The 11,137-nt window shown below is 68.1% G+C and carries 11 protein-coding genes and 2 pseudogenes; 7 read left to right on the forward strand and 6 right to left on the reverse strand.

What is annotated here, in order from left to right; all coding sequences use genetic code 11:
- Nucleotides 1–221 (reverse strand): annotated as a pseudogene (locus D9599_RS31765) (IS5/IS1182 family transposase); the annotation flags it as partial.
- Between the two features lie 119 nt (nt 222–340).
- Between D9599_RS31765 and D9599_RS29160 the strand changes: the two are divergent.
- Nucleotides 341–595: a hypothetical protein gene (locus D9599_RS29160; protein ID WP_198384848.1), complete on the forward strand. Its 255-nt coding sequence runs from the start codon at nt 341–343 to the stop codon at nt 593–595.
- On the opposite strand, the pseudogene D9599_RS31770 reads toward D9599_RS29160, so the two are convergent.
- The 4 genes and pseudogenes from D9599_RS31770 to D9599_RS29190 form a co-directional block, all read right to left on the reverse strand.
- Nucleotides 486–1,460: pseudogene (locus tag D9599_RS31770) on the reverse strand (IS6 family transposase). The gene D9599_RS29160 and the pseudogene D9599_RS31770 overlap by 110 nt on opposite strands.
- A gap of 119 nt (nt 1,461–1,579) precedes the next feature.
- Nucleotides 1,580–2,644 carry an amino acid ABC transporter substrate-binding protein gene (locus D9599_RS29175; RefSeq protein WP_309228754.1) on the reverse strand — a complete coding sequence of 355 codons (1,065 nt, stop codon included), beginning with the start codon at nt 2,642–2,644 and terminating at the stop codon, nt 1,580–1,582.
- 147 nt (nt 2,645–2,791) lie between these two features.
- Entirely contained in the window at nt 2,792–4,078 is a 1,287-nt protein-coding gene (locus tag D9599_RS31775; protein ID WP_375373095.1) for a tyrosine-type recombinase/integrase, read from the reverse strand.
- Entirely contained in the window at nt 4,042–4,647 is a 606-nt protein-coding gene (locus D9599_RS29190; RefSeq protein ID WP_309228756.1) for a LysR family transcriptional regulator, read from the reverse strand. Before D9599_RS29190 ends, D9599_RS31775 begins: the two co-directional genes overlap by 37 nt.
- A gap of 292 nt (nt 4,648–4,939) precedes the next feature.
- Here D9599_RS29190 and D9599_RS29195 point away from each other — a divergent pair, with 292 nt between their 5' ends.
- Both D9599_RS29195 and D9599_RS29200 read left to right on the forward strand, forming a co-directional pair.
- A complete protein-coding gene (locus tag D9599_RS29195; RefSeq protein WP_198384850.1) occupies nt 4,940–5,686 on the forward strand; it encodes a tripartite tricarboxylate transporter substrate-binding protein in 747 nt (248 codons plus the stop codon).
- Nucleotides 5,687–5,691: 5 nt separating this feature from the next.
- Complete coding sequence (locus D9599_RS29200; protein ID WP_198384851.1) at nt 5,692–6,363, forward strand: sulfatase-like hydrolase/transferase; 672 nt, start codon at nt 5,692–5,694, stop codon at nt 6,361–6,363.
- A gap of 24 nt (nt 6,364–6,387) precedes the next feature.
- Here the strand turns inward: D9599_RS29200 and D9599_RS29205 are convergent, their stop codons facing one another.
- Nucleotides 6,388–6,573: a hypothetical protein gene (locus D9599_RS29205; RefSeq protein ID WP_198384852.1), complete on the reverse strand. Its 186-nt coding sequence runs from the start codon at nt 6,571–6,573 to the stop codon at nt 6,388–6,390.
- Here D9599_RS29205 and D9599_RS29210 point away from each other — a divergent pair.
- From D9599_RS29210 to D9599_RS29225, 4 genes are all read left to right on the forward strand, one after another.
- Nucleotides 6,512–7,003 (forward strand): sulfatase/phosphatase domain-containing protein, encoded by a 492-nt coding sequence (locus tag D9599_RS29210; RefSeq protein ID WP_309228757.1) that lies wholly within the window; start codon nt 6,512–6,514, stop codon nt 7,001–7,003. The two genes, D9599_RS29205 and D9599_RS29210, sit on opposite strands and share 62 nt — an antisense overlap.
- Nucleotides 7,004–7,601: 598 nt before the next feature.
- Nucleotides 7,602–8,390, forward strand: a complete 789-nt coding sequence (locus D9599_RS29215; RefSeq protein ID WP_198384853.1) for a DUF2786 domain-containing protein — start codon at nt 7,602–7,604, stop codon at nt 8,388–8,390.
- The gene (locus D9599_RS29220; RefSeq protein WP_198384854.1) at nt 8,387–8,833 is read left to right on the forward strand and encodes a hypothetical protein; all 447 of its coding nucleotides are present in this window, start codon (nt 8,387–8,389) and stop codon (nt 8,831–8,833) included. The genes D9599_RS29215 and D9599_RS29220 overlap by 4 nt, the downstream gene beginning before the upstream one ends.
- Nucleotides 8,817–10,856 carry an ATP-dependent helicase gene (locus D9599_RS29225; protein WP_198384855.1) on the forward strand — a complete coding sequence of 680 codons (2,040 nt, stop codon included), beginning with the start codon at nt 8,817–8,819 and terminating at the stop codon, nt 10,854–10,856. Before D9599_RS29220 ends, D9599_RS29225 begins: the two co-directional genes overlap by 17 nt.
- Nucleotides 10,857–11,137 lie beyond the last annotated feature (281 nt).

Genomic DNA, 11,137 nt, shown 5'->3' on the forward strand with positions numbered 1-11,137 from the left:
GGCGCTGGAGGCCGCGTGGCGATTGCCAGGTCCGAATAGGATGGCTGCCCGCCCCGGGTGGTCCGAGGGGACGCCCGCCACCCCTCGATGGCCTCCTCGGTGAACCGCACCGTCAGGCTGCCACGAGCGCGTAGGGCGGCATCATACTCGGCCCAATTCGTAACCCGATGCCGCTGCCGCGGGATCCTATGACGCCGGTCCTTGTTCGCTTTGAAGGGCAATGGCGGTTTCCCCATCTGTGATCAGGACGCTCCTGCCCCTCTTACCCTGCATCGGCTTCAGAACCGATCTATGCACCAAAGTCACTTGGATCTGCTGACACTGGCGAGGGTGGTCGAGCGTGCGCCTGATTTCCGCGGCTTTTGCGCTTGGCGCGCTGCTGATGGCTTCCGCCCTTCCCCATGCTCAAGAAGTGCCGAACCCCGTCGTCATCGACACGGGGCAGCGAACATGGCGCATCCCTTATCTTTACCTCTCTAACCTCTCTATCTGTTCCCCGCCGGGTCCGCTGCCGGCCGTTGCTCGCGTACCGGGCTTCTCCTTCGCCTTCTGGATGCCGGCAGGGCGGTTCTGTCAAATCTCGCGGCAAACCTGACAGCGTGAGATGCAAGCGCCTTCGGTCTACGCGACCTCGAGGATCGCAAGCACAGCCGTAGCGCAGCGAAGATGAAGCAGGCGGCGGCGGTTGGCGGGGACGGGCTGGTTGTGGCGGGTACGAAGACGGAAAAGGTTGCGGAGCTCGCCGTAGCTCGACAGAACCGCTCCGCCGAGGCAAAGCTCTTGAACCCCCGCATGCATCGTATTCGACCTTTCACGCCGCGGTGGTCCTGCTCAAGCCTGTTGTCTTTGTAGGCGCTGGTCCGATGCACGACACAACGGCCCAGCGTGCTGCGGATCGCCCGTGGATAGGAGCCGTGGCCGTCTGTGGTGACCTAATCGGGCGTCACGCCCGTGACGGCCTTGGCCGAGCGGAAGAAAGCCTAGGCCGCCGCCATATTGCGATGCTCGCTCAGCATGGTGTCGGCGAGACTGCCGTCGCGATCGATCGCCCGATACAGGTAGGTACAGCGGCCACCGAGCCTCACGTAGGTCTCGTCCACGTGCCAGCGCCGGCCGCGGGCACCTCTCCGGCCATGCCGGCGTTGGCGGAGCTCCTCGGTCAGTGCGGGAGCGAGCTTCGCCTCCCACTCTCGTACCCCCTCGTAGCTAAACACGCTTCCACGAACGAGGAACACTTCAGCCAGATCGCGCAGGGTCAGGCGGTAGCGCAGCCGCCACAGAACCACCAGTGCGATCACGTCGGACGGGTACTGCGTGTGGTTCAGCAGGGTGCCGAAGCGCTCGTTGAACTGCTTGCCGCAGCTGCGGCAGCGAAGCCGGCGGTAGCCCTGGCCGGTGCGCTCCAGCCGCTCCGTCACGGCGGCCGAGCCGCAGGTCGCGCAGTCCATCCCTGTCCTCATCAAGCCCAGAGCAGGAGCCTACCAGTCCTACTCCGGACGCCTAAACCGGCCGCTTGGCGCGAGACCTGACAGAACCCTGTTGCTTACCCATTCGACGACTGTTCCAGCGAGAAGTAGTGTCAACGCATTGGCGGCGCATACATAAGGCCACCCTGGGAAGCCAAGCGGTTGGCGCCTCGCTCGATGCCCAGCGGGGCTAGATTGCGCTCCCACACCTCGCCGTAATTACCAACCTGACTGATCACATTGAACGCCCAGGCGTCATCCACCCCCAACGCCGTTCCCAGGTTACCTTGGGTACCAAGCAGCCGTTGCACAGATGGATCGGAAGTCGTGCGCCTTTGGTCCGCCACGTTCGCACTGGTCACCCCGGCTTCCTCGGCCGCTAGCAATGCCGCGCCGGTCCACCGCACCAGATCAAACCAGCGATCATCTCCCTTGCGCACCATGGCACCGACGGGTTCGGAGCTGATTCGCTCAGGCAGGATTACCAGCCCCTTGTCAGGCTGGGTGGCACGGAAAGCCCCGAGGTAGGAAGCATCGTTGGCCCAGGCGTCGCAGCGGCCGGCCAGGAAGGCGGCTCCAGTCTCTGTCACACCGCCGAACAGGACAGGTGTGAAATGGAGGTTGTTGGCCCGGAAATACGCGGCGACGTCGAGCTCGGTGGTGGTGCCCTGCAACAGACATACCGTGGCCCCGTCCAGCCCCTTCGCTGAGCCCACCCCGGTTTCGCCGCGCACAACAAAAGCCGTCCCGTCGTGAAAGTTGATCCAAGCCATACTCAGCCCGAGCGAAGCCTCTCGGGTCAGCGTCCAGCTCGTGTTGCGCACCAGCAGGTCCACCTCTCCAGACTGCAACGCCGTGAAGCGGGCCTGCGGCGAAAGGGGGACAAAGCGAACCAGATTGACATCGCCCAAGGTCGCGGCAGCGACGGCCCGGCAGGTGTCGGCATCAAGGCCGCGCATTTCTCCGCGGTTGTCAGGTCGGGAAAAACCCGGAGACTCCCCCGACACGCCACACAGGAGCAAGCGCCGGGCACGCACGGCGTCCAGCGTAGCCGATCCACTGGCTGTACCGGCGCTTTGCGGACGCGACTGAGCTGACGAGGGAACCGAGGCGAGTAGGCTGAGCAGCGCGACTGCAGCCCCACAAAGGGTGGGCATGAGATGCCATGGGCGGACCATTGTGGTTGCTCCGGTGAGTGCGGCATCAACGTTGTGGCAGCAAGAAAGGTTGGAGGACCTGCCCGACCCCGTTGCATGCCGCGGCCCAGAGTACCGTCTGCCAGGAAGGTTCATAAAGGGCTAGGGAGCAGTTGGTACCCTGATGTGTTATGGCTGCCAACGGTGGGTTCTCGAAACAGGCGGTTGCTCGGCGTCGCCCGGCTCGCCCCAGACCCCTTGGGTGGGGCTGTTTCGCCAGAGGTCGGCGGGGCGGAGGTAGCCGAGCGCCACGTCGGCGGAGCGGTGGCGGGTCTGCCGCATGACCTGGCCGAGGTCGGCCCCAGCCTCGCCGGCGGCGGTGGCGAGGCCTGCCCGCAGCGAGTGCCCCGAGAAGCGCTCCCACCCCTCCAGCCCCGCCGCCTCGGCCGTGCCCTTCACCAGCCGCCACACCGCCCTGTCCGACAGTTCCTGGCCGGTGAGCCGCCCACCCTTGCTCTTGCCGACAAAGAGCGGCCTCTCCCCATCCGAGGCCCCGCCGGTGATGTCCAGCCCCTTGCCCCGAAAGACGAGCCAGGCCTCGATGGCGGCGAGCGGGCAGAAGCCCGCCTCCTTCGGGTTGGCCCAGACGGCGACCTCCTGACCGGCGCCGCGCTGGTCGGTCTTGGAGCGGCGGACGAGGATCTGGAGCCCGCGCCCAGCAACGGGTACGGCATCGCTGAGCGCGAGTCCCGCGAGCTCGCTCCGGCGGAGCGCGGCGCCGAAGCCGACCAACAACAGCGCCCGGTCGCGCGTCCCGAGCGGCCGCTTTCGGGGAACAGCTCCGGCTAAGCGGACGTAAGCTTCTCTACCGGATCGCTGACCTGCCGAGTGGAGCCTCGGCTCGTTCTTCTCGAGACTGCCCGTCAGCGTCTGCCCTCCATGGCGGAGTGCCCACCGCGGAGCGCCGTGGCATGGGGCCAGCTTCCCTCCGCCACCGCTCGGCGACGCAGTCGCGCATGTGCCCCGCAACGTGCGTGACGGCGTTCGAACCTGAGCGGCCCCTGGCGCGTGCGAGGAAGCGCTGCAGGCGGAGATCGCCGATCGGCACGGCCTTCGGGTCCCGGTCTCCAGCTCGGCTTTGACGGCAGCTGCCACCTCCACCATCGGCTGCACACCGGCAAGCACGAGCTGGCGTCCCACAATCGCCGTGTCGACCTGAGCAAGTGGCGTAAGCGCCTGCTGCGCCTGGGCCTGTGCCGCGACCAGCATGCGTTGCATGGGACCATCGGGAGGGCCGGTAACCACCAGCGGCAAACCGTTTAGCGTGGTCAGCTCCACCCTGCCCGTGGCCAGCCGCGGATCGTCGCGCAGGCCGATGAGGCAGACCGGCTCCTCCAGGAGCGGTGTCAGGAGGAAGCAGGAGGGGTCCGATAGACCGTTCAGGATGGCGACGTCGACGCGACCCTCTTGATCCAGACCTCCAGCACCGGACTGGCTGCCGTCGTGATCCGCAGCCGCACCTGGGGGTAACGGCGCAGACTCAGCGCGGCCAAGCGCCCCCCGAAAAGCTCGGCCACGCTCGGGGAGAAGCCGAGGGAGACGGTACCCTGGGGCTCCCGCGGCTGCGCGCGCGCTTCCTCCAGCAAGGCGCCGGCTTCGGCGAGCACCGCCTCGGCCCGGGCCAGCAGCACCTCGCCCTCCGCAGTCAGGGACACGCCCCGGTCATGGCGCTCCAGCAGCTGGACGCCGAGCTCTGCCTCCAGCTTCGCGACCTGTCGACTGAGCGCGGGCTGGGCCACCCGGAGCAGGGCCGCGGCCCGCCCGAAGTGCCGTTGGCGGCCGACCGTCACAAAATAGCGGAATTGGCGCAGTTCCAGCAGGGCGCTCCATGCCGCGTCGGCATCAGGCCTTTCGCCCGATGATCTTGGACTTCCCAGGCATGGTGGCGCGATGGTGCGACAAAATAAAGCTATCCGACACCTAGCCGGCCGAGCTTCGGAGGAGACAGCGAACCAATGCCGACCGACATTCCGTCTGGCTTTCACGATCTGGTATCAAGCAGGACAAGCCAGACCGCACTGAATGCCTCGGCCGGGTGCGGCCGACGGGCGCTCCTCGGCGCGTCACTCCTGACCGGCGCCGGAGCGATGGCGCGGCCGGCCGCGGCGCAGGACCCCTGGCCCTCCCGCTCTCTCAGCATCGTTGCCCCCGGGCCTGCCGGTGGCACGGGCGACGTGATCTCCCGTTCCATCATCCCGATCCTGCAGCAATCCTTCGGGCGGCCGGTGGTCGTGGACAACCGTCCTTGGGGCCAACGGCGAGGTGGGCAGCCGCTTCGTGGCCCGCAGCGCGCCCGACGGCTACACGCTGCTCATGGGCTCGATCGGCCACTTTGCCATCAACTTCGCCCTTCGCCCCAACCTCAGCTACGATCCGCTGAAGGACTTCGAGCCGATCACGCTGGTGGCGACCACGCCGAACGTCCTCGTTGTTAATCCGCAGAATCCGGCTCGTGATCTCGCATCGCTCATCACTTGGATGAAAGGACGTGGCGACAGGACCTCCTACGCGACGAGCGGCGTCGGCTCCTCGGACCAGCTCACCATGGAGCTGTTCAAGCAGCTCACCGGCACCCAGGCCCAGCACGTGCCCCATCCCGGCGGCCCGCCGGCCCTGACCGACGTCATGGCCGGCAATGTCGAGATGGCCTTCTTCAATCTCGGCAACGTCACGAGCCACGTGCGCGAGGGACGGCTACGCGCGATCCTCATCACCTCGGCGGAGCGCTCGCCCCTCCTGCCGGAGGTGCCGACCGGGGTGGAAGCCGGGCTGCGCGACCTCGTCGTGACCTCCTGGCAGGCGATGATGGTGCCGGCGGGCGTACCGGCGCCGATCGTCTCGCGGCTACACCAGGACATCACGACCGCCCTGCGCCAGCCATTGGTCGTGCAGCGCATGGCGGAGCTGGAGGACGGAACCGAGGTGCACGGCTACCTCTGCGACCCGGCCGAGGCGGGCACGGCCCGCGACATCAGCGACCTGGGCGGCTGGCGCGCCTTCCTGGCCGGGCTGAAGGTGGAGTAGGCACCATGCGCGTCGTCTTCGTCCTGTTCGACAGCCTTAACCGCCACGCGCTCGGCGCCTATGGCGGCACCGCTGTGCCGACGCCGAACTTTGACCGGTTGGCGCGGCGCGCGGCGGTCTTCGACACGCACTATGTCGGCAGCCTGCCCTGCATGCCCGCGCGGCGCGACCTGCACACGGGACGGCTGAACTTCCTGCACCGCGGCTGGGGTCCGCTGGAGCACTATGACATCTCCTACGCCGCGCTACTCGGCAAGGCAGGGGTCTACAGCCACCTCGTCTCCGACCGCTACCACTACTTCGAGGACGGCGGCGCTACTTACCACCAGCGCTACTCGAGCTGGGAGTACATACGCGGCCAGGAGAAGGACAAGTGGAAGGCGCTCGTGAAGCCGCCATTGGAGCGGTTCAAGGCCATGTACCACCCGCTCCAGCATCCGGCCGAGCCGACCGACGGGCGGCTGAACTACATGATTAACCGCGAGTACATGAAGGAGGAGGCCGACTTCCCCAGCGTGAAGTGCTTCGATGCCGCGCTGGAGTTCCTGGCCACGAACCGGCACGCCGACCGCTGGCTGCTGCACCTCGAAACCTTCGACCCGCACGAGCCCTTCCACGCGCCGGCTCGTCTGCAGGAAAGATTTCAGACGGGCTACGACGGCCCGATCCTCGACTGACCGCGCTACAAGCGCGTGACGGAATCACCGGCCGAGATCGCCGAGATCCGCGCGAACTATGCCGCCCTGCTGACCCTCTGCGACGAGCAGCTCGGCCGGCTTTTCGACGTCTTCGACGAGGGCGCCCTGTGGGGGGGGCACCGCCCTGATCGTCACCACCGACCACGGCTTCCTCTTCGGGGAGCACGAGTGGTGGGCGAAGAACGTCATGCCGTTCTACGAGGAGATCGCGCGGATCCCGCTGTTCTTCTGGCATCCCAGCCACCGGTCCGGCGACCGGCGTAGGGCGCTGACACAGACCATCGACCTGATGCCCACCCTTCTCGACTGCTTCGGGGTAGAGCCGCCCTCTGTGGTGACTGGCCATTCCCTCCTGCCGGTGCTCGACAGCGATGCCGCCCTCCGGGACACGGCCATCTTCGAGATGTTCGGCGCGGCAACGAACGTGACGGACGGCCGCTACACCTACTTCCGCTACCCGCCAGACATTATGGCGCAGGAGCTGAACGAATACGTTCTCATCCCGCTCCACCAGAAGAGCTTCTTCGCGACCGAGGAAGCGGCCGGCGCAAGCCTCGTGAAACCCTTCGGGTTCACGCAGGGCATGCCGCTCCTGAAGATTCCCGCTCGCCCCGGCTAGAAGACCCGGGAGCCCTCGCACGGGCTCTTCGATGAGGCGCGAACCGCTCTCTACGACCTTGCAGCTGATCGTAGCCAAGCTTCGCCGATCGCGGACGAGGCGGCCGTCACCCGCCTGACCGCCGGCATGGTCGAGGCGATGTCCCGGCACGAGGCGCCGGACGATGCGTTCCGACGCCTGGGGCTTGAGGCGCCTCGAACCACTTACTCCGGCCCTACCTCTTCGAAGTGCTCCTGATGATGCCGCTACGCTGGATAACCCGACTGATGCTGCTCCTCAGGTCAAAGTGGCACAGGCGCTACCGGCCAGAGCGGCGCTACATGCGCGGCAGCTAAGGTCGCCGAACCGGAAGGATGCCTGCGACGGCCTCCCTAGAACTTGCCCGAGTACCTGGTTCGGAACGAAGCGGCATTGCCGGCGGGAGCCGATAAAGGTCTGCCTAAGATTTTCCAAGCCGCAATGTCGGCTTCCGAGGAGCAAGTTACGTCAACTGGATGTCCGGGTTGGGCGCAAAGCGGCCGAAGCACTTGCGTATCGAGGGCAGGACGCCAGAGCTCCACATGGATGATCGGTGGTAGGGCTTACGGGGCAGCCTGGGATGCAGGAGTGCGAGCGCAGTGCTAGCCTCGGCTGGCCTGCCCCCTCTGCCCGGTGCCATCCCCTGAGCCAGACCACCGAACTCACGCGCGTCAAGGCGCGCATTCGCGCCCTTTCCGAGAAGACCGTCTCGAACGGTTGCACTGAGGCCGAGGCGCTGGCTGCCGCCGAGATGGTCGGGCGCCTGCTCGAGCGCTACGCGCTGAGCATGGCCGAGGTGGACCTCCGGGCCGAGCCCTGCGTGCAGGTGGAGGTGTCGCTGCCCGGCCGCCAACGCCGCCCCATCGACGGCTGCGTGCCCGCCATCGCCCGCTTCTGCGACTGCAAGGTCTGGCTCGCCCGCGACGAGGACCGGCCGCGCTACGTCTTCTTCGGCTTCGGGCCGGACACCTCTATGGCTGTCTACCTCTTCGAGGTGATCGACCGCGGCATCGCCCAGGAGGTGCTGAGCTTTCGGGCACAGCACCCCGCCCTGCGAAGTGTCGCTCTCCGGCAGGCCTCCACCAGCTTCGCACACGGCATGGCCAGCCGCCTTGCCGAGCGGCTGGAGGCGATGCACGCGGCCAGGGAGGCCGAGGTGGCGGCGCAGCGCTCGACCGGCACGGCCCTCATCCTCGTCAAGCACAGCGTGGTGGAGGAGGCCTTCCGCACGGCCGCGGTGCGGCTGGTTGCTCAACGCGGCGCCAGCATTCGGCTGAACGGCGCCTACCAGCACGGCTATGCCGCAGGCGAGCGGGTCAACCTCCAGCGGCCGGTGGATGGCACGGTGCAGGACCTGCTGGAGGGATGAGCGGTCGCGATCGCCAGCGCGCGCGGGTCTATGCCTGGGAGGACCGGGTGGTTGCGCCCCACGCGCCGGACCGGATCCCCTTCTCGGCTGCTCAGTCCATGGTGGACGCGATCTGGGCCGGGATGGGCCTGCGCTGGCCGCCGAAGGTGGAGCGGCTGCCGGGACAGGCCAGCGTCCGGGAGGCGGATGCCACGAGGCTGCGCCTGCGGCTACCCGAGGCGCTGCCATCCTGGGTTCTGCTGCACGAGCTCGCCCATTCCATGACCAGCACGGCCGAGGGCAACACGGACGGGCACGGACCGCGCTTCATGGGCCTCTACCTGCAGCTCCTCGAGCGCTACCTGCGGCTGCCGGCCACCAGCCTGCTGCCCTCGCTCCGGGAGGCGCGGATCGAGGTGGATCTTACGGCACGACCAGTGTTCCTCGATGCCCTCGCACCTTGAGCGCCTGAACCCGGCCCAGCGCGCCGCCGCGACCACGCCGGCGCCGCTGCTGGTGCTGGCTGGCGCGGGCTCGGGCAAGACCGAGACGCTGATCCGGCGCGTGGCCGACCTCATCCTGCGCGGGGAAGCGCCCGAGCGCCTGCTCTGCATCACCTTCACTACCAGGGCCGCCGGCGAGATGCGCGATCGGCTCGCCGCCCTGCTTGGACCGGCACGGACGCCGCGCTGGGTCGGTACCTTCCACGCGATCATGGCGCGGCTCATGGTTGAGGACGCCGCCAGCATCCCTGGCCTACCGCGGGGATTTGCCACCCTAGGCCAGCGGGATGCCCGTGCCTTGCTGATGGGAGCCGCTGGCATCACGGACAGCAAGGAAGCGGGCCTTCTCGCGGAGGCGGTGTCGCTGCTCAAGAACGGCCTGGTGACGGAGCCGGGCAAGCTACCCCGCTCCTCCGCGCTCGCCCGCTTTGAGCCCGAGGTTCTGGCAAGGGCCGCCGCCGTGCTACCCGCCTATCGCGCGGCGCTGGAGGCGCGCCAGGCGCTCGACTTTGACGACCTGATCGCCGTGCCGGTCGCCGCCATGCGCGCGGACCCCGGCCTGGCCAAGCGCTGGTCGGCGCGCTGGGCCGAGATCCTGGTAGACGAATACCAGGACACGAACCATGCCCAACACGCGCTGGTTCGGCTCCTCGCCGGCAAGGCAGGGCGGGTGTTCGCGGTGGGCGACGACCTGCAGGCGATCTACGGCTGGCGCGGTGCCGACGTTTCGCACATCCGGCGGTTCGGCAAAGACTACCCGGCCGCTCCCCCGCCGGTGAAGCTCGAGACCAACTATCGCTCGAGTTCGACCATCCTGCGGGCGGCCAATGCCGTCGCGGCACAGGACGCGGAGGCCCTGCCCAAGATCCTGCGCCCTGCCGAGCCGAAGGCAGCGCCAGGACAGCCCATCACCGTCCGCGAGGCGGCCACGCCGGAGGATGAAGGGCGGGAGGTCGTCGATTGGCTGATGTCCCTCCGGCATGGGCAACAGCAACCGCCCTGGCGCGAATTCGCCGTGCTGGTCCGGACGGGATTCGTCGCCGATCCCATCCTCGCTGCCCTGCGACAGGCCGGAATTCCGGTGCGGCTGGTCGCCGAGCGTGAGCCGGATGCGCCCCGGGAGGTGGTGGGCACCATCGCTTGGCTGCGGCTAGCGATGAGCCGGTCTGCTGCGGGGCGCGGTGTGACCGAAAGTTGGGCGGCCGGTGCGGACGACGCGTTCCGGCGGGCCTGTGCCTACCCGCCGCGGGGCATCGGTGCCGCGCTGTTGGGGCGACTGCGCGAGCACGCAGCCGAACGAGGTCTGGCCCTCGCGGGCGCCGTGCCGAGCCTGCCGGCTAGCCCCGATGAACGGCGCGCCCTAAAGGCCGTGCTCGGCATCGCGCGGGAGATTGGCGATGGCGTGAATCGCCGGGGTCTTCGCCCGGCCGACGCGCTGCGCCTGGCCGCCGAGGCGAGCGAGCTGGCCGAGCGGCTGGAGGGCGGCGGGAAGCTTGGGGCGGCCTGGGGGAAGGCTCTGCAGGTGGCGGCGAAGGCCGGCGGCGTGGCGGCATTCTGTGAGGGTGCGGCTCTCACGGACTCGCTCGATGGAGACGAGCCGGCAGACGCGGTGTCGGTGATGACGCTGCACCAAGCCAAGGGGCTCGAGTTCGATCATGTCCTGCTGGCGGGGCTGGAGGAGGGCGTCTGGCCCCACTGGGCGGCCGAGGCGAACGGCGCGCTGGCTGAGGAGCGGCGCCTCTTTTACGTGGGATTGACCCGCGCACGGCATTCCCTGTGGCTGACCTGGGTCCGGCACCGACGTGAGTGGGAGGGCAAGCCGTCGCGCTTCTTGGGCGAGTCACCCAAGCCGCAAGCCAAACTGGTCAGCACGAAGCCAGCAGCACCCGGACGTGCGACCCCGCCGATGCCGACTGGAGCGGAGAAGGACCGGTTGGTCGCCGAGTTCCTCACCCGCAGGGCAAGGGCAAGGCGGCGGGAATAGGCGACTGGTAGGTCAGGAGGCCGTCCCGTCGCCGCCCTATGCCTTTGCGCGCTTTAGCCCGGATGAGCGACGCTGACGTCGTGCCGGCGAGGCCGTAGGAAAGGGAAGTTGCATGGCTGGCGCGTCGTTCCGACGCTCCCGTGCCCCGCGCGGCTGGGGCTCGGCAGCAGGGGTATTAATGATGCCAGGCACTGGCCAGAAGCAATCCACCCGGCCCTCCTCGCCTCTGAGTGCCAGGAAGACGACGCGCGTTACTTCGCCCTCTTCTCCGGTCTCCACCG

This window comes from Roseomonas sp. KE2513, from assembly GCF_016107305.1.
Lineage (GTDB): Bacteria > Pseudomonadota > Alphaproteobacteria > Acetobacterales > Acetobacteraceae > Roseomonas.